Here is a 23,999-nt window from a genome sequence, read left to right on the forward strand (position 1 = left end):
CAAATTGCGTTTTGCGGCTATGGGTCCTGGCTTTCGCCAGGACGACAATGTTGAGAGAGCGAACGACCCTCTCCCGCCTTGTCATCGCCCGCGGATGACGCCACACTCCGCACCATAAAAACAAGACGTCACGGGAGAGACATGTCCACCACACAGCCATTGGCTGACCTCGCCGACATGGTTCGCGAGCGCGCCAAGAGCCGCGGCAACGCGATCGCCTTTGAGTTCGAAGGCCGCGTCACCAGCTTCGCCGAGTTCGACATCAAGACCAATCGCGTCGCCAATGCGCTGATCGCGATGGGCGTGAGACGCGACGAGCGCATCGCCTATCTCGGCAAGAACAGCGACATCTATTTCGAGCTGCTGATGGGCGCCATGAAGGCCGGCGTGGTGATGGCGCCGGTGAACTGGCGGCTCGCGGGCCCCGAGGTCGCCTTCATCGTCGGCGACTGCAAAGCGCCGGTGCTGTTCGTGGGACCTGAGTTCATCACCCAGGTCCGCCAGATCAAGGATCAGTTGCCGGGCGTGCGCAGCGTCGTCACCACCGAAGGCGGCGCGCCGGAATGGCCTGATTATACAGCCTGGCGCGATGCACAGAGTGGCGATGATCCCAAGGTGGGGATCGACACAAAGGACATCGCGATCCAGCTCTATACGTCGGGCACGACGGGCAAGCCGAAGGGCGCGATGCTGTCGCATGCGAACTTCCTCAATCTCGTGCAAACCGGCAATGCCGAGGACAAACCCGAGTGGAATCGGTGGTCGACCGACGACGTGTCGCTGGTCGCGATGCCGATCTTCCATATCGGCGGTTCCGGCTGGGGCGTGATGGGGCTCTATCACGGCGCCCGCGGCGTGATCGCGCGCGAGTTCGATCCGACAAAAGTGCTGGATTTTTTCGAACAGTCCGGCATCACCAAGCTGTTCATGGTGCCCGCAGCGATGCAGTTCGTGGTGCGGCAGCCGCGCGCGAAAACGGTCGATTTCTCGCGGTTGAAATACATGCTCTATGGCGCCTCGCCGATCCCGGCGGCGTTGCTGAAGGAATGCATCGAGATCTTCAAATGCGGCTTCGTGCAGATGTACGGCATGACCGAGACCACCGGCACCATCGTCGCGCTGCCGCCGGAGGATCATATCGAGGGGCTGGAGCGGATGCGCTCGGCCGGCAAGGCGCTGCCGGGCGTCGAGATCGCGATCCTTGATGTGGACGGCAAGCCGCTGCCGCCGCGCGAGGTCGGCGAGATCGCGACGCGCTCGGGCTCAAACATGGCAGGCTACTGGAACCTGCCGGAAGCGACCACCGCGACGCTGCGCGGCGACGGCTGGCTGCGCACGGGTGATGCCGGCTACATGGACGAAGACGGCTATCTCTATATCCACGACCGCATCAAGGACATGATCATCTCCGGCGGCGAGAACATCTACCCGGCCGAGGTCGAGAGCGCGCTATGCGATCATCCCGACGTCGCGGAAGCTGCCGTGATCGGCATACCCGACGACAAATGGGGCGAGGCGGTGAAGGCCGTGGTGGTGATGAAGCCCGGCAAGCAGGCGACCGCCATTGACATCATCAACTTCACCCGCGAGCGCATCGCCGGGTTCAAGACGCCCAAGAGCGTGGAGTTCCTGCCGGCATTGCCGCGAAATCCGTCGGGCAAGATCTTGCGGCGGCAGTTGAGGGAGCCGTACTGGGCGGGGAAGAACCGGCGGGTCAATTAGGCTCGCTTTGAGAAGCGATCGTGCAATCGGGAGCTCCGCCCAAGGCGACATTTCTGGATTGCTTCGCTTCGCTCGCAATGACGGTGTGGAGGCAGATGCGCGCCTCTCTCCTCCGTCATTGCGAGGAGCCCTTGCGACGAAGCAATCCAGACCGTCTCTCTGGAAAGACTTTGGATCGCTCCGCTCGCGACAATCCTCTAATGCTTCCCGGGCCCCATATAACCGAACAAAAATCCCGCCACTTTGCGGATCTGGATCTCCTCGCTGCCCTCGGTGATGCGATAGCGGCGGTGGTGGCGGTAGATGTGCTCGAACGGCTTGTGGCGTGAATAGCCCATGCCGCCGTGAACCTGCATCGCGCGGTCGGCGGATTCGCAACAGAGGCGGTTTGCCCAGTAATTGCACATCGAGACGCGGTCGGACAGCGTGCGCTCGATCTGCTCCTCGGTGAGCTTGTCCATCTCCCAGGCGGTCTTGCGGATCAACAGGCGCAGCATCTCGGCCTGGGTCGCAAGCTCGACCAGCGGGAACTGGATCGCTTGGTTCTCGGCCAGCGCCTTGCCGAACGGTTTTCGCTCACGCGCATACTTCACGCTCTCGTTGATGCAATAAACAGCCGCGCCGAGCGAACTCGCCGCCTGCCGGATGCGGTTCTGGTGGACGAAGCACTGTGCCAGCGACAGGCCGCGGCCGACCTCGCCGAACAGCGCGTCCTCCGGTACGAACACGTCGGTGAAGCTGACGCGGGGATGATCGGTCGGCATGTTGAAGGTCCACATGTACTCTTCGATCTTCACGCCATGGCTCTTGGCCGGCACCAGGAAGCAGGTGATACCGCGCGCGTCGCCGTCATTGCCTGACGTCCGCGCGAACAGCGCGCAGTGGGTGGCGACGTGCATGCCGGTGGTCCACATCTTCTCGCCGTTGATGATCCAGCCCTTGACGTTGTCGTGGGTCGCCGGCACCGCGCGCGTTTCCATGTGGGTGGCGTCGGAGCCATGATTTGGCTCGGTCAGGCCGAAGGTGATGCGGTACTTGCCCTTGATGGAGCCATCGATCATCGCCTTCTGGTCGTCGCGCCCATAGCGATCCAGCATGGTCGCGACAGGGAAATTGCCAACGATGGAGTGCTCGTTCTGGAGATCGTTGTGCAGACCGAGCCCCTTGGCTGCAAAGTGCTCGCGGATGACGGCCATCCAGAGGTTGGAGCCATCCTTGCCGCCATATTGCTTCGGCACCGGAAAGCGCAGATGGCCGGCGGCGTCCGCGAGATCCTTGGCCTTGCGCAGCAGCGCTTCCCATTCGTGGCGTGGCAGCCCGCCATTCTCGAAATCGGTGCGCGCGCATTCGCGGCGATGATCGAAGAAGCGGATGTTGTCGTCGGCTTCCTCCAGCGGCTTGATCTCGCGTTCGATGAAACGGTCGAGCTCTGCGAGATAGGCGACGAGATCGGCAGGCAATGAGAAATCCACGGCTCTCTCTCCCGGGTGTCTTTTCGTTTTGTGTTAAGGCGCTGGGCGCAGCTTTACTTCGCACGATTAAGGTGAGAAGAGCGCCGCCAAGTCAAGCAATGCGAGGCGTGTGAGAGGCGCAAGGCGCGCCCGCGCAATTCGATGGTGTTGAAACGCGCCTGCGCGCTAGTATGGCCGCAATATTCCTTCACGAGAAAATGCGGAGCGACCATGGAGCTGAAGTTCTCAAAGGTGGAATGCAAGGGGCCGATCACGATCGTCACACTGTCGCGGCCCGAGGTCTACAACGCGCTGCACACCGACGCGCATTTCGAGCTGCAAAAGGTATTTGACGATTTCTCCGCCGATCCCGAGCAGTGGATCGCGGTCGTCACCGGTAGCGGCGACAAGGCGTTCTGCGCCGGCAACGATCTGAAGTGGCAGGCGGCCGGCGGCAAGCGCGGCTGGGACAAGGGTGGCTTTGCCGGCCTCACCGCGCGCTTCGACTGCGACAAGCCGATCATTGCCGCGGTCAACGGCGTCGCCATGGGCGGCGGTTTCGAGATCGCGTTGGCCTGCGACCTCATCATTGCCTCGGAGAACGCGACCTTCGCCCTGCCCGAGCCGCGCGTTGGGCTGGCCGCGCTTGCCGGAGGCCTGCACCGGCTGCCGCGCCAGATCGGGTTGAAGCGCGCCATGGGCATGATCCTCACCGCGCGCCATGTCAGCGCCAAGGAGGGCCACGAGCTCGGCTTCGTCAACGAGGTGGTGCCGCAGGGCGAGGCGCTCACGGCCGCGCTGCGCTGGGCCGAGATGATCACCAAGAATTCGCCGATGTCGATCCGCGCCTCGAAGCAGGCGATCCAGAAGGGCCTCGGCGTGTCGCTGGAGCAGGCGATCGAGGAGCAGCGGGAATATCCGGCGGTGAAGGCGATGGTGGCCTCGCAGGACTACATCGAGGGCCCGAAGGCGTTTGCGGAGAAGCGACCTCCGAAATGGGTGGGGAAGTAGGGCGGTCTCTCTCCGCCCGTCACGACTCAACACCACCGGCGTCATGCCCCGGCTTGACCGGGGCATCCAGTACGCCGCGGCTTCTCAGCCCAATCACTGCCGTCTCTGGAATACTGGATCGCCCGCCTTCGCGGGCGATGACCGCGGAGAATTAGGCGCCGCTTACCCGTCTCGCCCCAACTCGCGCTTGTACGATGCATAACTCGGCTGGTCGACGGCAAGTTTGTCCATCGTTGTCTGCCACAGATGCTCGGCGAGGCCCGGCGTTGCCAGATCGACCTCGCCTTTGGCGATGCGCTCGGCGAGCGCGCGGTTCAGGTCCGTGACCGAGCCGTCCATGCCGAGCAACTCGCGCAGCCGCGCCACCTCCGCAGCATCGCTCCCCTCCTTCCGCGTCAACTGCCGTGTCACGAGATCGAGGATGTTGATGGCGACGCGCAGCTTGAAAGCCTGGTGGCCGGAGATCAGCGGCGTGATGTCGTTGCGGAGGAAATCGGCGACTGACCTGGTCAGCTCGATCGGGGTCGGCTCGTCCTGCATGGTCAACTCCCCCGCGGCGCGAGCAGCCGCAACAGATCGATCTCGGTCTCGGAAGCGCGACGGCCGATCATGGCGCGTTCCATCGAATGGTCCGGACTTTCGCGAAAGCGCTGCATCATGCCGCCGCACATGATGCCCCAGCGCAGCGTGCCCATCACTTCCCAGAATTTGACACGCGATGGATCGACCTTCCGCCCAGCCGCCTCATAGCCGGCGAACAGCTCCTCACGCGAGCCAAAGCCGCCGACCGGCTTGTCGATCTCGCCAAAGCGCCAGGAGTTGACGCAGACCCAGCCGAGATCCTCCATGGGATCGCCGAGATGGGCGAGCTCCCAGTCCAGCACCGCACGCACGCCGTCGGCACCGATGATGAGATTGCCGTTGCGGAAATCGCCATGCACCAGCGTCGTCTCGCCGGCGGGACCCGGGTCCTGGTCGCGCAGCCAGCGCAGCGCCAATTCGAACACCGGCTTTGGCCAGTCCAGGCTGCGATAATCGCGTTCGAACTCGCCGATCTCCTGGGTCGCGGACCGGCTGCGCAGCTTGGGCAATTTGTCGCCTGGTAGCCTGTGCAGCTTCGCGAGCACGCCGCCGATCTGCCGTGCGAGACGCGGCCGCGCCGCGGCGAACTCGTCGTCGCGCAGGATCTTGCGCGCGATGGTTTCGCCCTCGACCCGCTGCATGATGAAGCCGGTGCCGAGATCGTCGTCGGGCACCAGCACATGCATCACGCGCGGCGACGGCACGCCGGCCTCATAGGCGAGCTTCATCAGTTGCGCTTCGGCGGCAAGACCCGCCGCGCGCGTCGGCGCCGCGCCATAGCCTTTCGGCGAGCGGCGCAAGATCGCACCGATCGGCCCGTCGGGATGCACGATGTCGAAGCGCCAGGTCTCCTGGCTGGCGCCGCCGGACAGCTTGGCCGCGCCGGTCGCGCCGGTCGCCCCCTTGCACCAGCGCGCAACGCTGCGGGAGAGCTCGGGCTCGATCATTTGCCCTTGAACTGCGCAGGGCGCTTCTCCAGGAACGCGCCGACGCCTTCGCGGAAATCATCCGTGTCGCCGGCGCGGAGCTGGCATTGGAATTCGAGATTGAGCTGATCCTCGAAGGAATTTTCCGGGCTGTCCCAATAGAGCTTGCGGATCAGCGACAGCGCGACCGTCGGGCCGCTGGCGAGGTCGCGCGCGAGCTTCATCGCCTCCTCCATCAGCACGCCGTCATCATAGACGCGGTTGACGAGGCCCCATTCCAGCGCCTTCTCGGCGGGAAGCCGCTCGCCCATCAGCGACAATTCGATCGAGCGTGCCTTGCCGATCAGCCGCGGCAAGAGCCAGGTCGAGCCGCAATCCGGCACGAGGCCGATACGGCGGAAGGCTTGCAGGAAATAGGACGAGCGCGCGCACAGGATCATGTCGCCGAGCAGCGCGAAGCTCATGCCGGCGCCGGCCGCCGGGCCGTTGACCGCAGTCACGATCGGGCAATGCAGATTGCGGATGCGGCGCAGGAAGGGATGAAAGCCGGTCTCGAGCGTCAGGCCGGCCTTGGTCTTCTTCGACTGGTTATTGCGGCCCTGCAGATTGGCGCCGGTGCAGAACGCCCGTCCCGCGCCGGTGAGCACGACGCAGCGCACCTCGCCCTTCTTTTCCTCGATCGCGTCGAGCGCTTCCGCAAGACCGCCCAGCATGTCGACGGAGACCGCGTTCATCACCTCCTGATGGTCGAGCTTGAGGATCGCGACCGAACCATCGAGATCGAGCGTGACGTGTTTGAACTGCATGGTTTCCTCGTGAGTTGCGGCCTGCACCAGTTTCGCAGACCGGAATTGCTTTTGCCGGGGCGCATATTTGATTTTTGGCGCGGTCTTGTCCATGGTGATCGGAGCATAGCAAGCAATCTTGCGCGCAGCGGCTGATGCGCGCCAAGCAAAAACAGGAAACGCGCCATGAACCTTTTCGACCTTTCAGGACGGGTCGCCGTGATCACCGGCGGCAATGGCGGGATCGGACTCGGCATCGCGCAGGCGCTCGCCGGCCAGGGCTGCAACGTCTCGATCTGGGGCCGCAATCCTGACAAGAACAGCAGCGCTGCCGCGAGCCTGGCGGGCTTGCCCGGCAAGGTCGACGCGCGGGTCTGCGACGTCACCGACCCGGCCTCGGTCAATGCCGCGATGAAGGCCACGCTGGACACATTCGGCCGCGTCGACGGCTGCTTCGCCAATGCCGGCATCGGCGGCGGCGGCCGGCGCTCCTTCATCGAACGCACCGAAGAGGAATGGCGCACAATGTTTGCGACCAATCTCGACGGCGTGTTCCACGCGTTCCAGACGGCCGCAAAACACATGACCCGGCGCGCCGAAGCGGGCGATCCCTTCGGCCGGCTGGTGGCGACCTCGAGCCTCGCCTCGATCTTCGGCACCGCCCGCAACGAGCACTACGCGGCGACCAAGGCCGCGATCAACGCGCTGGTCCGCGCGCTCGGCGTCGAGTTGGCGCGCCACGGCGTCACCGCGAATGCGATCCTACCCGGCTGGATCAAGAGCGAGATGACGTCGGGCCTGATGGCTAACGAAAAATTCGTGGCCAACGTGATGCCGCGAATTCCGGTGCGCCGCTTCGGCGAGGCCAGCGATTTCGGCGGCATCGCGGTGTATCTGATGAGCAAGGCGTCGTCGTACCACACGGCGGATACGTTCGTGATCGACGGCGGTTATACGGCGTTTTGATTTTCATAATGAGGGGAACGGGCACATGTTTTCACACGTCATGATCGGCACCAACGACCTCGACAAGGCCAAGGCCTTTTACGACAATTTGCTGTCCACGCTCGAGGTGCGGCCGGCGCGCGTCGACGGCCATCGCATCTTTTACATCACCAAGACCGGCGTGTTCTCGGTCACAAAGCCGATCAACGGCGAAGCGGCGACGCCTGCGAATGGCGGCACCATCGGCTTTGCCGCCAACTCGCCGGAGCAGGTCAATGCATGGCATACGGCCGGCATCGCTGCCGGCGGCATTCCCTGCGAAGATCCTCCCGGCATCCGCCAAGGCCCCGGCGTCAATCTCTATATCGCGTATTTGCGCGACCTCGATGGCAACAAGATCTGCGCGATGCATCGGATGGCGAACTGAGCCAGCCGCAACCACCTCTGTCATGCCCCGGCTCGACCGGGGCATCCAGTACGCCGCGGCTTCTCCATAAACTACAAACGCCTCGGAGTACTGGATCGTACGATCAAGTCGGGCGATGACAGCGAGAATACAGCCCCATTCAAACAACATTTCAAACGCCCGCGATATTCCATCGCATGGCATGGCTCGCGTTGAAAAATGGGCGCTCGCACTTTGGCGACGCTGCGACTATTCTCGCGTCCAACACGATCTCAGCGCCCCCGGGAGGAACAATGACAAAACACACCTATATTCCCCGCACCACCAACTACACCCTCAATCCCGGCGACGAGCTCAACGACCTCAGGATGTCGGACCAGGTCCGGCCGCTCTATGATCACGTCAGGAAGTTCATCCGCGACACCGTCGAGCCGATGTCGATCGAGTTCGCCAAGGCCGGCGAAGGCAAGCAAGACCGCTGGAGCTTCACGCCGAAGCAGCTCGAGGTGCTGGAGAAGGCCAAGAACAAGGCCAAGCAGGAAGGCCTCTGGAACTTCTTCCTGCCCGACGACGAGACCGGCCAGGGCCTGAAGAATCTCGACTACGCCTATATCGCCTCCGAGCTCGGCAAGAGCCCGCTGGCCTCGGAGAGCATGAACTGCTCGGCGCCTGATACCGGCAACATGGAGGTGCTGGAGCGCGTCGGCACCAAGGAGCAGAAGGAGAAGTGGCTGAAGCCGCTAATGAACGGCGAGATCCGCTCGGCCTATGTCATGACCGAGCCGAACGTCGCCTCCTCCGATGCCAAGAACATCTCGACGAGTGCAAAGCTCGTCGGCGACGAATGGGTCATCAACGGCGAGAAGTATTACATCTCCGGCGTCGGCGATCCCCGTTGCAAGATCCTCATCGTGATGGTGAAGACCAATCCGGATGCGGCGCCGAGCAAGCAGCAGTCGCAGATCCTGGTGCCGCGCGACACGCCCGGCGTCGAGGTGCTCGGCCCCATGTACGTGTTCGGCCAGGACCACGCGCCGCGCGGCCACATGCATATGCGCTTCAACAATGTGCGCGTGCCCAAGGAGAACATTCTGCTCGGCGAAGGCCGCGGCTTCGAGATCTCGCAGCTTCGGCTGGGCCCGGGCCGCATCCATCACTGCATGCGCACCATCGGCAAGGCGGAGAAGGCGCTCGATTTGATGGTGCAGCGTGGCCTCACCCGCGAAGCATTCGGCAAGAAGATCGCCCATCTCGGCGGCAACATGCAGATCATCGCGCAGGCGCGCTGCGAGATCGAGGCGATGCGGCTGATGGTGCTGAAGGCCGCCAAGGCCATGGACGTGCTCGGCAACAAGGAGGCCCGCGTCTGGGTCTCCATGGTCAAGGCCATGGTGCCGGAGCGAGCTTGCAAGATCATCGACCAGTCGATCCAGATGCACGGCGCCACCGGCATCTCGCACTGGACCCCGCTCGCCGAAATGTACCAGGATGTCCGCCATCTGCGCTTCGCGGATGGTCCGGACGAGGTGCACTGGATGGTGGTGGGACGCCACGAGCTGAGCATGGCGTGAGCGCTACCTCTTCCCGCTCGGGAAGAGCCGTAGGGTGGGCAAAGGTGCGCTCTTCGCGCGCCGTGCGCACCATCCTATCGCAAGAAGTGGTGGGCACGCTTCGCTTTGCCCACCCTACGACATCTGCGAATAGCTTCACGCAGGCTTCGCTGCCTCGATCTTGTCCTGCGTCTTGGTCTCGAAATCGCCGGCATCATGCCGCTCGTGGAGCTGGCTGGCGGGATCGCCGGAGACGCGGTTGACCATGCGGCCGCGCTTGACGGCCGGGCGCTTGGCGATCTGGTCGGTCCAGCGCTGCACGTGCTTGTAGTCCTGCACCGAGAGGAATTCGCCGGCGCCATAGACCAGCCCCTTGGCGAGCGCGCCGTACCAGGGCCATACCGCCATGTCGGCGATGGTGTATTCGTTCCCGGCGAGATATTCGTTGTCGGCGAGCCGGCGGTCGAGCACGTCGAGCTGGCGCTTGGTCTCCATTGCGAAACGGTCGATGGCGTATTCGATCTTGGTCGGCGCGTAGGCGTAGAAATGGCCGAAGCCACCGCCGAGATAGGGCGCGCTGCCCATCTGCCAGAACAGCCACGACATCGCCTCGGTGCGGCTCTTGATGTCCTTCGGCAGGAACGCGCCGAACTTTTCCGCGAGGTAGAAGAGGATCGAGCCGGACTCGAACACCCGGATCGGCTCCGGGCCGGAGCGGTCCATCAGCGCCGGGATCTTGGAATTCGGATTGATGTCGACAAAGCCGCTGCCGAACTGGTCGCCGTTGCTGATCTTGATGAGCCAGGCGTCGTACTCCGCGCCCATGTGGCCGAGCGCCAGAAGCTCCTCCAGCATGACCGTGACCTTCACCCCGTTCGGCGTCGCCAGCGAATAGAGCTGGAAGGGATGCTTGCCGACCGGCAGCTCCTTGTCATGGGTGGGACCGGCAATGGGACGGTTGATGCTGGCGAACTGTCCGCCGTTTTCCTTGTTCCAGGTCCAGACATTCGGCGGCACGTAGGCGGGGGCGTCGGTCATGAGAGGGCTCCGGCGAAAAAGATGCGCCTGCATTAATTAGCCCACGGACGGCCGATGGCAAGCCCTGCCGGCCCTGCGTCCGGCGCGGGCCTCGAGGCCGCGTCATGCATCCGACGTTGCCGAGGACGGGCATCACGAGAATCCGCATCTGTCGAGCCGGGCGTACCGCTTCGCGCAATACGGCGTGTGCACGCAAGATGCGCTGCCAAATCCGGATTGGCATTGCGCAAGACGATGGTCTAGCGTCGATGAGCCTTCGCTCAAGATTGCAATGACAGCAACGCGAGGCCGCCGGAGGGAACGATGAAATCGCCGATCTGCGACATGCTGGGCATCGATTTCCCCCTGCTCGCCTTCAGCCATTGCCGCGATGTCGTCGCCGCCGTCAGCCGCGCCGGCGGATTTGGCGTGTTAGGTGCGACCGTGCACACGCCGGATACGCTGGAGCGCGAGCTGAGATGGATCGACGATCACGTCGACGGCAAGCCCTACGGCATCGATGTGCTGATCCCCGAAAACATCTCGACTGCGGGCGAGAAGGACGTCACCTGGAAGAGCCTTGAAGCACGCGTGCCGCAGGCGCATCGCGACTACACACGCGATCTCCTGAAGGGATACGACATCGAACTCACGACCACCGAGGTCGCCGACAACCAGCCGCAGCCGTTCGATGGCAGGACCGCGTTGGAGCTGCTGGAGGTCTCGTTCAAGCACCCGATCCGCCTGATCGCCAATGCCTTGGGCGTGCCGCCGAAGGCCATGATCGAGATGGGCAGGAAGCACGGCGTGCCGGTCGCTGCGCTGGTCGGGGCCAAGGAGCACGCGCTGCGCCAGGTCGCGGCCGGCGTCGATATCCTCGTGGTCCAGGGCACCGAGGCCGGCGGCCATTGCGGCGAGGTCTCGACCATGGTGCTGGTGCCGGAGGTGATCAAGGCGATCAAGAATATCCGCGACGTGCCGGTGCTGGCGGCCGGCGGCATCATGACCGGACGGCAGATGGCGGCCTGCATGGCGATGGGCGCGGCCGGCGCCTGGACCGGCTCGGTGTGGCTTGCCACCGTCGAGGCCGAGACCACGGAGATCTTTCGCGAGAAGATGATCGCGGCATCGTCGCGCGATGCGGTGCGCTCGAAGGGCCGCACCGGAAAGCCGGCACGGCAGCTTCGCTCGGTCTGGACCGACGCCTGGGACCGCGCACCTGAGAGCCCCGGCGCATTGCCGATGCCGCTGCAAAGCATCGTCAGCCGCGACGCCTTCAACGCGATCGACCGCGCGGCGGCGGGCGGCAACGCGAAGGCCCGCGATCTCGTGAGTTACTTTGTCGGCCAGGGCGTCGGGCTGATCGACAGCGTGAAATCGGCCGGCGCGGTGGTGCAGGAGTTCAAGGAAGAGTTTGCCGAAGCCGTCGAGCACATGAATGCGCTGGTGGCGGAGTGATTGCCACATACCGTCATTGCGAGCGCAGCGAAGCAATCCAGACTACCATCGCGGAAAAACCCTGGATTGCTTCGCTGCGCTCGCAATGACGAAACAACTGACATCGTGAATTGAAGCATGACAGATAAGAAACATACCCCCGAAGACCGCATTCCCGTCATCGTCGGCGTCGGCGAGATCGCCGACCGCCCCAAGGAGATCACCGAAGGCCTCGAACCGCTCGACCTGCTCGAACAGGCGCTGCTGCGCGCGGAAGCAGATGCCGGCGCAAGGCTGCTCGGCGAGGTGCAGTCGCTCGACGTCGTCAACCTCCTGAGCTGGCGATATCGCGATCCGGAAAAGCTGCTGGCGCAACGGCTCGGCATCTCGCCTTCGCATTGCTATTACGGCCCGGTCGGCGGCGAGAGCCCGATCCGCTACATCCACGAGGCAGCAAAGCGCATCGCGCGGGGTGAATGCAGTGTTGCCGCAGTTTGCGGCGCGGAGGCACAGTCGACGGCGACCAAGGCGGAGCGCGCCGGCGCGAAGCTGCCATGGACGCCGTTCGCCCATGACGTCGAGGAGCCGAAACGCGGCGCGGCGTTCCAGAAACCCTTGGCCGTGAAGCTCGGCGTGTTCCGGCCCGTGACGGTCTATCCGTTCTATGAAGCGGCATCGTCCGCCCATTGGGGCCAGACACCGCGCGAGGCGATGGCAGAGTCGGGTACACTCTGGTCACGCTATTCCGAGGCCGCTGCGCAAAATCCCAACGCCTGGCTGAAGCGGCGCTTTACGCCCGACGAAATCACGACGCCGACGGCAGACAACCGCCTGATCGCCTGGCCCTACAACAAGCTGATGGTTGCCAACCCGAGCGTCAACATGGGCGGCGCGCTACTGCTCACCAGTCTCAGCAAGGCGCGTGCGGCAGGCATCGCCGAGGACAAGCTGGTCTATCCACTCGGCGGCGCCTCGGCGGAAGAACCGCGCGACTATCTCCTCCGCGACCAGTTTTACGAGAGCCATCCGCAGAACGCCGTCTTGAAGGCTGCGATGGATCTCGCCGGCGGCGACGGCAAGAAATTCGATGCGATAGAGCTCTATAGCTGCTTCCCGTGCGTGCCCAAGATGGCGCGGCGGACGCTGGGCCTGGGTGCGGACGTGAAGCCGACCGTAACAGGCGGCCTCACCTTCTTCGGTGCGCCGCTCAACACCTACATGACCCATGCCGCCTGCGCGATGGTGCGGCGTGTGCGCGACGGCGCAACGCTCGGCCTGCTCTACGGCCAGGGCGGCTTCGTCACCAAGCATCATGCGCTGGTGGTATCGAAGGCGGCGCCGCGTGAAGCATTGGCACAGGAGACGAGCGTGCAGGCGGCGGCCGATCGCAATAAGCGCGCGGTGCCGGAGTTCGTCACGGCGGCCTCAGGCAAGGCCAAGGTCGAGAGCTTTACGGTGCTCTACGGCCGGAGCGGCGATGTCGAGCATGGCGTGGTGATGCTGCGGACCGAAGATGACAGGCGCACACTGGCGCGAATTCCCGCGAGCGACGCGGCGACGCTGGGGCATCTGCTCGACTTGAACAGGACGCCGGTGGGTTCGCTGGGCGAGATCGCGATGGCTGCGGATGGCGTGCCGGAGTGGCGGGTGGCGTAGCTCTCGTAGGGTGGGCAAAGGCGCTCTTGAGCCGTGCCCACCAATCTTTTTAGGACCGCAGAGAGATGGTGGGCACGCTTCGCTTTGCCCACCCTACGAAATCGAAGCTACCCCTTCGGAGCCTGCTTCTCCGACGCGGTCGCCGGCTTGCCCTTGGCGCCGGCGCCGGTGACGCGGACCTGGTCGCCGTCGGAAAGGCCGTCCGGTGGTGCCGTGATGACGCGGTCGTCCGCTGCAATTCCCGAGGCGAGCTCGATTTCCTTGCCAAGATCGCGCGCGATGGTCACCGGCTTGAACAGCACCTTGTCGTCCGGACCGACGGTTGCGACGCGCAGGCCGCTGCCGTTGAAGATCAGCGCGCTGGCGGGAATGCTGAGCGGCGCGGTGTCGCGCTGCAGGCTGAGCTTCACGCTGGCGTAGCCGCCGGGCATCAGCTCGCCTGAGGAATTATCGAGACCGAGCTGCATGCGTGTCGTGCCGGAGGCGACGTCAACCGCCTGTGAGGAAGCCTCCACCGTCGCCTGGAAGGTCCGGTTCGGATACTCCGGCAGCACGATGGCGGCCTTGGCGCCGATCTTGATCGCGGGCACGTAGTTCTGGGGCACGTTGATATAGACGCGCAGCTTGGTGATGTCGGAGACCACGAACATCGCCGGGCCCGAGCCGCCGCCTGAATTGATCAGCGCACCGACGTCAGTGTCTCGCGCCGTGACAACACCGTCAAACGGAGCGGTGATCTTCTTGTAACCGGCCAGCGCTTCGAGGCGCTCGACATTGGCCTGGCCCGAGCGAACCGCCGCGTTCTTGTTGGAGAGATCGGCGGTACGCTCGTCGATCTCCTGCGCGGAGACGAAATTGGAGGCGACCAGCGTCTTGCGGCGGTTGAGGGTGGCTTCCGACAGCCTGGCGCTGGACTGCTGGCTGGCGAGGTCGGCGCGGGCCTGAAGCAGTTGCTGGTCGAGGTCGGGCGCCTCGATCTCTGCGATCACCTGACCGGCCTTCACCCGCGCACCGATATCGGCGCTCCAGCTTTTGAGATAGCCGGGAACGCGGGCAAAGATCGGCGCGCGATAATAGGCTTCGAGACGGCCCGGCAAGTCGATGGTCGAATTGGGAGCCTTGGCATTGGGCAGCGTCACCGCGACGCTGGGAACGGCCTGGTCATCGGTCCATGCCTTCAGCCTGGAGCCCTGCTCCTCGCGGGCACGGATGCCGGTGCCCACGACCAGCCCCGCCGCGATCAGCGCCACCACGCCGAAAAGGCCCAGTTTCCGGTGCGACACCGGCGAGCGGGGTTCAGTGGGCGACATGCGGGGTCTCCAGGGAGGCGGCGGATTTGGCGCCTTGCTTCTTGTGTACCATGCTGAACACCACGGGAACAAACATCAGCGTGGCGAAGGTTGCAAAGATCAGGCCGCCGATCACGGCGCGGCCGAGCGGCGCATTCTGCTCGCCGCCCTCGCCGAGCCCCAGGGCCATGGGCGCCATGCCGATGATCATGGCGAGCGCGGTCATCAGCACCGGGCGGAACCGGACGAAGCCGGCTTCCAGCGCCGCGGCGATGGGATCGCCGAGCTCCTCGTAGCGCTCGCGCGCGAACGAGATCACGAGCACGCTGTTGGCGGTGGCAACGCCCATGCACATGATGGCGCCGGTCAGCGCCGGTACCGACAGCGTCGTCTCCGTGGCGAACAGCATCCAGACGATGCCGGCGAGCGCTGCGGGCAGCGCCGTGATGATCACGAAGGGATCGGACCAGGACTGGAAGTTCACGACGATCAGGAAATAGATCAGGACGACCGCCCCGAGCAGGCCGAACAACAAGCCGGTGAAGGCGCTGTTCATGGTCTGCACCTGGCCGAGCAGCACCACGGAAGAGCCTTTCGGCACCTCCTTGGCGGTGTCGGCGATCACCTGCCGGATGTCGGTCGCGACCGCACCGAGATCGCGGCCCGAGGTCGTGGCGAAAATCTGCACCATCGACTGGATGTCGTATTGCGAGACCACCGCGCTCGAGGTCGAGCGCTTGATGTCGGCGATGCCGCCGAGGATCGGCGACTGGGAATTGCCGGCGGCCGTGATCGGCAACGTCTGAAGCGCGCTGAGCGAATCCATCTGATATTGCGGCGTCTGCATCACGATCGAATAGGACACGCCATTATCCGGATTGAGGTAGTAGGTCGGCGCCACCTGCGATGAGCCGGCAAGATTGACCACGAGACTGTTGGTGACGTCGCGCTCGGTCAGGCCGACATATTGCGCGCGGGTGCGGTCGACATCGATGTTGAAGGTCGGATTGTTCGGCGACTGCTGGATGCGCGCATCGGCGACGCCGGGAATCCTGCGGACCTTGGCCAGCAGATTGTTGGCATACGCGAAGTTGGCGCTGAGATTGGCGCCGCGGATCTGCAGGTCGATCGGCGCCGGCGCGCCGAAGTTCAGGATCTGGCTGACGATGTCGGCCGGCAGGAAGGCGAAGCTGACGCCGGGGAACAGCCGCGGCAGTTGCTCACGCAGTACGCGCACATGCTCCTCGGTCGGCTTGTGGCCTTCCTTTAGCTTGATCTGGATGTCGCCATCCTGCGGGCCGATCACGCCGGTGTTGTTGTAGGTCATGTTGATGCCGGAGATCGGCATGCCGATGTTGTCGGTCAGCGTTTCGATCTCGCCCGGGATCAGCTTGCGGATCGCCTTCTGCACGTCGGCGAGCTGGTTCGCGGTCTCCTCGACGCGGGTGCCGACCTGGGTGCGGACGTGCATCAGGATGTTGCCGGCATCGACAGCGGGGAAGAAGTTGCGCCCGAGGAACGGCACCAGCGCGAAGGACGCGCCGACCACGCAGAGGAAGCCGATCACGAACACCGGACGGTGCGCGAGCGCGAGCCCGAGGAAACTGTGGTAGCCGCCGCGAATACGCTCGAAGCGAGCCTCGAAACCGCGCTGGAACCACACCAGGGGATTGCGCGACTTCGGCGGACCGTCCTCGTGCTGGACATGTGCCTGCAACAGATAGTTCGCCATGGTCGGCACCAACGTACGCGACAGCAGGAACGACCAGATCATCGCGAACATCACCGCTTCCGCCATCGGCACGAACAGGAAGCGCGCCACGCCGGTGAGGAAGAACATCGGCACGAACACGATGCAGATGCAGAGCAGCGAGACGAAGGCCGGCGTCACGATCTGGTTGGCGCCGTCGAGGATCGACTGCTCGACCGGCTTGCCCTGCTCCAGATGATAATTGATGTTCTCGATCGTGACGGTGGCGTCGTCGACGAGGATGCCGACCGCGAGAGCCAGGCCGCCGAGCGTCATGATGTTCAGCGTCTCGCCGATCGCCGACAGCATGATGATGGCGCCGAGCACGGACAGCGGGATCGAGACCGCGATGATGACGGTCGAGCGCCAGCTGCCGAGGAACAGCAGGATCATGATGCTGGTGAGCAGCGCCGCGATCACGCCTTCGAACGCGACGCCTTCGATGGCGCCGCGGACGAACACCGACTGATCACCGATGAAGCCGATCTTGAGCGCGTCCGGCAGCTGATCCTTGACGTCGATCACCTTCTGCTTGATGCCCGCGATGATGTCGAGCGTCGAGGTCGCGCCCGCCTTCAGCACCATCATGAGCACCGAGCGGTTGCCGTCGACGTGGACGATGTTGGTCTGTGGCGGGTTGCCGTCGCGCACGGTCGCGACGTCGCGCACATAGACCATCGCGCCGTTGACCGTCTTGATCGGCAGATTGCCGAGCTCCTCGATCTTCAGCGGCGAGTTGTTGAGCTGAATGATGTATTCGAACTGCCCGATCTTCTGGGTACCGACCGGCGTGATCAGGTTCTGGGCCGCGAGCGCGTTGGCGACGTCCTGGCCGGACAGGCCCCTCGCCTGGAGCGCGGTCGGGTCGAGGTCGATCTGGACCTGGCGCTGCTTGCCGCCAAACGGGTACGGGATAGCTGCGCCAGGCACGGTGACCAGCGGCGTTCGCAGCTGGTTGATGCCGATATCGGCGAGGTTCTGCTCGGTCAGCCCGTCGCCCGACAGCGCCACCTGGACGATCGGCACGGTGGAGGCGGAGTAGTTCAGGATCAGAGGCGGCGTCGCGCCCGGCGGCATCTGCTTGATCAGCGTCTGCGAGATCGCGGTGACCTGCGCATTGGCGGTGCGGATATCGACGTTCGGCTGGAAGAATATCTTGATGATGCCAAAGCCGTTATAGGAATTGGCGGTGATGTGCTCGATGTCGTTGACCGTCGTCGTCAGTGCGCGCTGGAACGGCGTGGTGATGCGGCCCGACATCTGGTCGGGCGGCAGGCCGGTGTATTGCCAGACCACCCCGATCACGGGGATGCGGATGTCCGGAAAGATGTCGGTCGGCGTCCGCAGCGCCGCCAGCGGTCCGATGATCAGAAGCAGGAGCGCGAGCACGACAAACGTGTAGGGCCGGCTCAGGGCAATACGGACCAGAGCAATCATTCGTTCGGCAATTCCAGATCAGGGACAGGAAACACCGCCCCCGCGGGTTCCTCGGCTGATTTACCTGAAGACCGCACAAATGGCCAACGACGCTGCGTCACGTGCGGTAACTTCCCTGCTATCGCAGTGCGAAATCGCATTCCAGATATGCAGCTCATGCCCGAAAGATGACAGAAGCTGCTGTCCCCCGCGTAAAAAGCGGCGCCCGAGGACGCCGCTTTCAGGAATTTCGTGCCTGCCGGCCTAGGCCGCGCGGACGTTGGTCAGGAACTTGCTGACTTCGGTCTTGAGCCGGTTCGAGTCGTTCGACAGCATCTGCGCCGCCGACAGCACCTGCGAGGAGGCCGTGCCGGTCTCGGTCGCGCCGCGCTGCACGTCGGTGATGTTGGAGGAGACCTGCTGGGTGCCCTGCGCCGCCTGCTGGACGTTGCGGGCGATCTCCTGGGTCGCCGCGCCCTGCTCTTCCACGGCCGCCGCGATCGCCGACGAGATCTCCGACAGACGCTCGATGGTCGACGAGATCTCCTTGATGGCGCCGACCGAGTCGTTGGTCGCCGCCTGGATGCCGGAAATCTGCTGGCCGATCTCACCGGTCGCCTTCGCGGTCTGCTCGGCGAGCGCCTTCACCTCGGAGGCGACGACCGCAAAGCCGCGGCCCGCTTCGCCGGCGCGTGCGGCTTCGATGGTCGCGTTCAGCGCCAGAAGGTTGGTCTGGCCGGCGATGGTGTTGATGAGCTCGACGACGTCGCCGATGCGCGAGGCTGCCTTGGAGAGCTCGCTGACGCGTTCGGTGGTGGTGCGCGCCTGACCGACGGCATCGCCCGCCATCCGCGCAGATTCCTGCACCTGGCGGCTGATCTCGCCGACCGATGAGGCCATCTCCTCGGTGGCCGAGGCCACCGACTGCACGTTGGTCGAGGCCTCCTCCGACGCTCCGGCAACCGTGGTCGCCAGCCGCTGGGAGCGGTCGGCGGTGGAGGTCAGCGTCGAGGCGGAGGCCTCCAACTGGGTCGAGGCCGACGACACGGTCTGAACGATCTCGCCGATCATCGTTTCGAATTCGCGGGTGATGTTGTCGACGCGGCGGCCGCGCTCGATCTTGGCTTCGGCATCGGCGGCGGCAGCCTGGTCGGCGGCCTTCTTGGCGATCAGCGCTTCCTTGAAGATCTGGAGCACCTCGGCCATGGCACCGATCTCGGTCTTCTCACCGCGGTGCGGCACTTCGGCGGAAAGCTCGCCCTTACCGAGTGCCTGCATCGGCTCGATGATCGAGTTGATACCGCTGGAGACGTCCCGGACGAGGTAGAAGCCGACGGCGATCCCGATGATCACGGCGGCGCCAAGAATGATCGAGACCAGCATGAAGGCGTAATTGTAGCTATCTGCGGCGTCCTGAGCTGCCTGGTCTCCACCCTTGGTGTTAAGCTCGATGTCCTTCCTCAGGACCTCGTCGGCCTGAAGCCCGATCTTGTTGACCGTCTTGGTGTTCAGCTCATGCGCCTCGTGCGGGACCTTGCCGGCCTCCTTGCGCGACAGCGCCATAACCTCCTGGGTGCCCTTCTTGTACTCCTCCCAGAACTTCGACCATTCACCGTAGAGTGCCCGTTCTTCAGGCGAGGTGATCATGCCTTCATAAGTCTTGCGAAACTTGGCGTTGGCCTCGATCACGGTCGCGAGCGTCTTTTCCATCGCGAGCTTCTCGTCCAGCGTTTCCGACAGCATATGCTCCCGGATGACGTTGCGGTAAGTGATCACGCCGGCGCGCAAATCGCCGAGCACGCGCACGCTGGGCATCCAGCTCGTGGTGATGTCGACGGTGTTGGCATTCATCGACCGCATCTTCATGACGGCGAGCAGGCCCATGCCGGCCATCGCGACCAGCAGGAACGCCACGACACTGATGATCTTGGCGCGGATGGAAATAGTGGCGAGCATATGGAGTCTCTTTGTGCTGGCGCGGCGGCGCGTCCGGAAGCTTTACGAATCAACCTAAGGGAGTAGCACCGACATCCAACACCAGAGCACCTGAGCGGACGTTAACGACGACTCCGTACGAGTACGGAAGCCTGAAACAAGTGAACACGACGCTAAAAATGTCCTGCGCTCAGCGCATGAGCCCAAGCGCGTCGGAGAAAAACTCCGGCCCGCCGAAGTTTCCGGACTTCAAGGCGAGCAGCATGTCGCCTTTTTCAGCACCGACTGCACGCAGCACCGGGACGCCGGCTGCGATCTCCACCCCCACGAGAAATCCGGGAATCTTCAGCCGGTCGACCACGGCGCCGGATGTTTCCCCGCCGGCAACGACCAGGCGCTTGACGCCGGCCCGCACCAGACCCTCGGCAATGTCGGCCATCGCCTGTTCGATGGCGTGACCGGCCGCGTCGCGGCCATGGCGCGCCTGGAGCGCGGCGACCTGATCAGGCGTCGAGCTCGATGCGATCAGGACCGGACCGTCCGCCAGTCGCGGCTTCGCCCAGGCCAGTGCGCGCTGCGCCTCGTCCTCGCCCGTAGTAATACGGTCCGGATCGAGATGCAGCACCGGCATCATTCGTTCGGCATTCGCGATCTGCTGGAGCGTCGCCTGCGAGCAGCTTCCGGCCAGGCACGCCGCCGGTCCGCCGACCGCGGCGCCCGCCGCCTCGCTGCTCGCCGCGGTCGATGTGACCTTGCCTGTAGACACCAGCGCCCGCGCCAGCCCAAGGCCCATGCCGGAGGCGCCGACCGACAACCGATGCTGGGCAGCGACGAGGCCGATGGTTTCGAGGTCGCGATCGAACACGGCGTCGATGATCGCCGCGCCAATGCCCTTGCCGGCGAGTTCGGACAGCCGCGCCCGCACGGCATCCGCGCCGCGCGTGACGGTGGCGAGGTCGACGAGGCCGATTTGCGTCTTGCTCTGGCGCGCCAGCACGCGCACCAGGTTGGAATCGTGCATCGGGTTGAGCGGATGGTCCTTCAGTGGGCTCTCGTTCAGCGGCACGGCGCCCACGAACAGATTGCCCTGGTAGACGGTGCGGCCGGTCTCCGGGAAGGCCGGCGTCACCAGCACGGCCGCCTCGCCGCAATCGGCGCGCAGCACGTCCATCACCGGGCCGATATTGCCCGCATCGGTGGAATCGAAGGTCGAGCAGATCTTGAACAGCACGTGGCTTGCGCCGCGGCCGCGCAGCCACGTCTCGGCCGCGCGCGAGCGCGACACGGCAAGGCCGGCCTCGATCGAACGGCTCTTCAAGGACACCACGACGGCGTCGACCCCAGGCAGCGCGAGATCGTCCGCGGGCACGCCGATGGTCTGCACGGTGCGCAGGCCGGCGCGCGTCAGCGTGTTGGCGAGGTCGGAGGCGCCGGTGTAGTCGTCGGCAATGCAGCCAAGGGATATTTTCGCTGCAACTGTCACGGCTTCACTCCCGCATAAGGCTTGAACCAGGCAAGGCCGTCGGTGGTCTTGCCGCGCGGATTATATTCGCAGCCGACGAAGCCGGCATAACCGAGCCGGTCGAGTTCGTCGAACAGGAACGGATAGTTCAGCTCCTCGCCATCAGGCTCGTTGCGCGAGGGGATGCTGGCGATCTGGATGTGGCCGATGACCGGCATCATCTCACGCAGCCGCATCGTGACGTCGCCATGGATGATCTGGCAGTGATAGATGTCGAACTGGAGTTTCAGGTTCGGAAGCCGCAGCTCCTGGATCAGGTCGCGCGCGAATCCGAAATCGTTGAGGAAATAGCCGGGCACGTTGCGTGCATTGATCGGCTCGAGCACGATGTCGATGCCGTGCGGCGCAAAGAACTCGGCGGCCCACGCCACCGATTTGTAGAACGCCTCGATCGCGACGCGCTCGCCACGGTTGGCGATGCCCGCCATCAAATGCAGCCGCTTGACGCCGGTCGCCTTGGCGTAGGGCAGCGCGGTCTCCAGGCTCGCCTTGAGCTCGGGGAATCGCGACGGGAGTGCCGCAAAGCCCTTCTCGCCGGCATTCCAATCGCCCGGCGGCAGGTTGAACAGCGCCTGAGTCAAGCCGTTGCGCTTGAGCCGCTCGCCGACCGCCTCGGCCGGATGCTCATAGGGAAAGAGAAACTCGACGGCGGTGAAGCCGGCTGCCGCAGCGGCATCGAAGCGGTCGAGGAACGGCACCTCGGTGAACATCATCGAGAGATTGGCGGCAAAACGGGGCATCGGAATCCTCTTATCCTTACTTGTCGCCGGGCAGCTTGACGCCGGTGACCTGCGCATACATCCGCGCCACCGACGCATCGTCGTCGCGGCCCATGCCGGCGGCGGCCGTCATCAAGAACATCTGGAGCGCTGCGGCGGACACCGGAACCGGGAATCTGGCACTGCGTGCCATGTCCTGGATGATGCCGAGGTCCTTGACGAAAATCTCGACCGCACTGCGCGGGGTGTAATCGCCGTCGAGCACGTGCGGCATGCGGTTCTCGAACATCCAGGAGTTTCCGGCGGACGCCGTGATCACCTCATAGACCTTGCGGATATCGAGCCCCTGCTTGGCCGCGAACGCGATCGCCTCGCTGGCGGCGGCGATATGCACGCCGGCGAGCAACTGGTTGATCATCTTGAAGGCGGCGCCCTGGCCTGCGGCATCGCCAAGTTCGTAGAGCTTTGCGGCCATGGCATCGAGCGCGGGCCGCGCTTTCTCAAACGCAGCCGGACTGCCGGAGGCGAGGATCGTCAGCTCGCCCTGCGCTGCGCGCTGCGCCCCGCCGGAGATCGGTGCATCCAGATAGTGCCGGCCGGTCGCCTCCAACTGCTTGGCGAGACGCCGCGCCACGTCGGGATCCATGGTCGCCGACGACAGGAAGACGCTGTCCTTGGCCATGGTTTCCGCGACGCCATCCTTGCCGAACAGGATCGTCTCGGTCTGCGCGGCATTGACGACGACGCTGACGACGATGTCGGCGCCCTTGGCAGCCTCAGCCGGCGTCTTGGCGCCCGCGCCGCCCTCCGTCACGAAGCGCGCGACCGCCTCAGCCGAGACGTCGCAGCCGGTGACGACATGACCGGCGCGCTTCAGCGAGGTCGCCATGCCAAACCCCATCGAGCCGAGCCCGATGACGGCGATGCGCTGATTCTGTGACGTGGAGGCGGACATGCAACTGATCCTTGCGACGTTTCCCGGAGGGCCACCCTTTGCGGCAGCTTGCCAACCGAATAACACGGCTTGGCCGCGCTGCCAAAGCGTGAGACAAACGGACATGACGGCCATGAGCAACGAGACATTGCTGCGCGAAGACATTTGCCGCTTCGGACGGTCCCTGTTCGAGCGTGGGCTGACGCCCGGCTCCTCCGGCAATATCAGCGTCAGGCTGGACGGCGGCGGCTGGCTGGTGACGCCGACCAATGCCTCGCTCGGCTTCCTCGATCCCGCAAAACTGTCGCGGCTGGACGATCAGGGCCGACTGGTTTCGGGCGATGCGCCGACCAAGGAAGTTCCGCTGCACAATGCACTCTATGCCACGCGCGGGAGCGCAAGGGCGATCGTGCATCTGCACTCCACTCATTCGGTTGCGCTGTCGATGCTGCCGGAGATCGACCCGCGCGCCGCGCTGCCGCCGATGACGGCCTATTATCTGATGAAATGCGGCGCCACCGCGCTCGTGCCCTATTACCGCCCCGGCGATCCCGCGGTCGCGGATGCGATCAGGGGGCTGGCGGGAAAATACTCATCCGTGCTGCTCGCCAATCACGGCCCGGTCGTCGCCGGCGATACGCTGGAAGCAGCGGTGTTCGCGACCGAGGAGTTGGAGGAGACGGCGAAGCTGTATCTGCTGCTGCGCGGGATGAACCCGCGGTATTTGTCGCCCGAGCAGGTGACGGATCTGGTGAAGGTGTTTGGGGTGGCGCTGCCGGAGCATGGGCACGAGGAATGAGCCTCGTGCAGCCGTGGGTGAACTAACACCGTCCTGCTCACCGCTGTCATTCCCCGCGAAGGCGGGGAATCCAGTACGCCGCGGCTTCTCGGCTCAATCACAACGGCCTCTGGAATACTGGATCGCCCGCCTTCGCGGGCGATGACG

Annotated in this window: 19 protein-coding genes; 8 read left to right on the forward strand and 11 right to left on the reverse strand. The window is 64.5% G+C overall.

Annotation, left to right across the window (positions count from 1 at the left end):
• Positions 1 to 141: 141 nt before the first annotated feature.
• Positions 142 to 1,722, forward strand: a complete 1,581-nt coding sequence (locus IVB40_RS25400; protein WP_247816662.1) for a fatty acid--CoA ligase — start codon at positions 142 to 144, stop codon at positions 1,720 to 1,722.
• A 197-nt stretch (positions 1,723 to 1,919) separates the two neighbouring features.
• On the opposite strand, the gene IVB40_RS25405 is transcribed toward IVB40_RS25400, so the two are convergent.
• Positions 1,920 to 3,194 carry an acyl-CoA dehydrogenase family protein gene (locus IVB40_RS25405; protein ID WP_247816663.1) on the reverse strand — a complete coding sequence of 425 codons (1,275 nt, stop codon included), beginning with the start codon at positions 3,192 to 3,194 and terminating at the stop codon, positions 1,920 to 1,922.
• 210 nt (positions 3,195 to 3,404) lie between these two features.
• On the opposite strand from IVB40_RS25405, the gene IVB40_RS25410 reads away from it, so the two are divergent.
• Positions 3,405 to 4,184 (forward strand): enoyl-CoA hydratase-related protein, encoded by a 780-nt coding sequence (locus IVB40_RS25410; RefSeq protein WP_247425972.1) that lies wholly within the window; start codon positions 3,405 to 3,407, stop codon positions 4,182 to 4,184.
• 162 nt (positions 4,185 to 4,346) lie between these two features.
• Here IVB40_RS25410 and IVB40_RS25415 read toward each other — a convergent pair whose 3' ends face one another.
• The 3 genes from IVB40_RS25415 to IVB40_RS25425 are packed head-to-tail and all read right to left on the reverse strand — an operon-like array spanning position 4,347 to position 6,498.
• Positions 4,347 to 4,724 (reverse strand): DUF6285 domain-containing protein, encoded by a 378-nt coding sequence (locus IVB40_RS25415; RefSeq protein ID WP_247816664.1) that lies wholly within the window; start codon positions 4,722 to 4,724, stop codon positions 4,347 to 4,349.
• A gap of 2 nt (positions 4,725 to 4,726) precedes the next feature.
• Entirely contained in the window at positions 4,727 to 5,713 is a 987-nt protein-coding gene (locus IVB40_RS25420; protein ID WP_247816665.1) for a phosphotransferase family protein, read from the reverse strand.
• Positions 5,710 to 6,498, reverse strand: coding sequence for an enoyl-CoA hydratase/isomerase (locus IVB40_RS25425; RefSeq protein ID WP_247816666.1), 789 nt, complete (start codon positions 6,496 to 6,498; stop codon positions 5,710 to 5,712). Before IVB40_RS25425 ends, IVB40_RS25420 begins: the two co-directional genes overlap by 4 nt.
• Before the next feature lie 165 nt (positions 6,499 to 6,663).
• On the opposite strand from IVB40_RS25425, the gene IVB40_RS25430 reads away from it, so the two are divergent.
• The 3 genes from IVB40_RS25430 (at position 6,664) to IVB40_RS25440 (ending at position 9,399) form a co-directional block, all read left to right on the forward strand.
• Positions 6,664 to 7,443, forward strand: a complete 780-nt coding sequence (locus IVB40_RS25430; protein WP_247816667.1) for an SDR family oxidoreductase — start codon at positions 6,664 to 6,666, stop codon at positions 7,441 to 7,443.
• 25 nt (positions 7,444 to 7,468) lie between these two features.
• Positions 7,469 to 7,849 (forward strand): VOC family protein, encoded by a 381-nt coding sequence (locus IVB40_RS25435; protein ID WP_027568952.1) that lies wholly within the window; start codon positions 7,469 to 7,471, stop codon positions 7,847 to 7,849.
• Positions 7,850 to 8,121: 272 nt separating this feature from the next.
• The gene (locus tag IVB40_RS25440; RefSeq protein WP_027568951.1) at positions 8,122 to 9,399 is read left to right on the forward strand and encodes an acyl-CoA dehydrogenase family protein; all 1,278 of its coding nucleotides are present in this window, start codon (positions 8,122 to 8,124) and stop codon (positions 9,397 to 9,399) included.
• Between the two features lie 135 nt (positions 9,400 to 9,534).
• Here IVB40_RS25440 and yghU read toward each other — a convergent pair whose 3' ends face one another.
• The gene (gene yghU, locus IVB40_RS25445) at positions 9,535 to 10,416 is read right to left on the reverse strand and encodes a glutathione-dependent disulfide-bond oxidoreductase (RefSeq protein WP_247816668.1); all 882 of its coding nucleotides are present in this window, start codon (positions 10,414 to 10,416) and stop codon (positions 9,535 to 9,537) included.
• Positions 10,417 to 10,719: 303 nt separating this feature from the next.
• On the opposite strand from yghU, the gene IVB40_RS25450 reads away from it, so the two are divergent.
• Complete coding sequence (locus IVB40_RS25450; protein WP_247816669.1) at positions 10,720 to 11,853, forward strand: nitronate monooxygenase; 1,134 nt, start codon at positions 10,720 to 10,722, stop codon at positions 11,851 to 11,853.
• 117 nt (positions 11,854 to 11,970) lie between these two features.
• Complete coding sequence (locus tag IVB40_RS25455) at positions 11,971 to 13,488, forward strand: acetyl-CoA acetyltransferase (RefSeq protein ID WP_247816670.1); 1,518 nt, start codon at positions 11,971 to 11,973, stop codon at positions 13,486 to 13,488.
• 107 nt (positions 13,489 to 13,595) lie between these two features.
• Here the strand turns inward: IVB40_RS25455 and IVB40_RS25460 are convergent, their stop codons facing one another.
• From IVB40_RS25460 to ltnD, 6 genes are all read right to left on the reverse strand, one after another.
• Positions 13,596 to 14,798, reverse strand: coding sequence for an efflux RND transporter periplasmic adaptor subunit (locus IVB40_RS25460; protein ID WP_247399435.1), 1,203 nt, complete (start codon positions 14,796 to 14,798; stop codon positions 13,596 to 13,598).
• Entirely contained in the window at positions 14,785 to 17,964 is a 3,180-nt protein-coding gene (locus IVB40_RS25465) for an efflux RND transporter permease subunit (RefSeq protein WP_247816671.1), read from the reverse strand. The genes IVB40_RS25460 and IVB40_RS25465 overlap by 14 nt, the downstream gene beginning before the upstream one ends.
• A gap of 243 nt (positions 17,965 to 18,207) precedes the next feature.
• Positions 18,208 to 19,899: a methyl-accepting chemotaxis protein gene (locus IVB40_RS25470; RefSeq protein WP_247359965.1), complete on the reverse strand. Its 1,692-nt coding sequence runs from the start codon at positions 19,897 to 19,899 to the stop codon at positions 18,208 to 18,210.
• 169 nt (positions 19,900 to 20,068) lie between these two features.
• Positions 20,069 to 21,361 carry a 3-oxo-tetronate kinase gene (gene otnK / locus IVB40_RS25475; protein ID WP_247816672.1) on the reverse strand — a complete coding sequence of 431 codons (1,293 nt, stop codon included), beginning with the start codon at positions 21,359 to 21,361 and terminating at the stop codon, positions 20,069 to 20,071.
• Entirely contained in the window at positions 21,358 to 22,140 is a 783-nt protein-coding gene (gene otnI, locus IVB40_RS25480; RefSeq protein WP_027516788.1) for a 2-oxo-tetronate isomerase, read from the reverse strand. The genes otnK and otnI overlap by 4 nt, the downstream gene beginning before the upstream one ends.
• A 16-nt stretch (positions 22,141 to 22,156) precedes the next feature.
• Positions 22,157 to 23,074, reverse strand: a complete 918-nt coding sequence (ltnD, locus tag IVB40_RS25485) for an L-threonate dehydrogenase (RefSeq protein WP_247816673.1) — start codon at positions 23,072 to 23,074, stop codon at positions 22,157 to 22,159.
• Positions 23,075 to 23,177: 103 nt separating this feature from the next.
• On the opposite strand from ltnD, the gene IVB40_RS25490 reads away from it, so the two are divergent.
• A complete protein-coding gene (locus IVB40_RS25490) occupies positions 23,178 to 23,852 on the forward strand; it encodes an aldolase (RefSeq protein ID WP_247399449.1) in 675 nt (224 codons plus the stop codon).
• Positions 23,853 to 23,999 lie beyond the last annotated feature (147 nt).

Source organism: Bradyrhizobium sp. 40, from assembly GCF_023100925.1.
Taxonomy (GTDB): Bacteria; Pseudomonadota; Alphaproteobacteria; order Rhizobiales; family Xanthobacteraceae; genus Bradyrhizobium.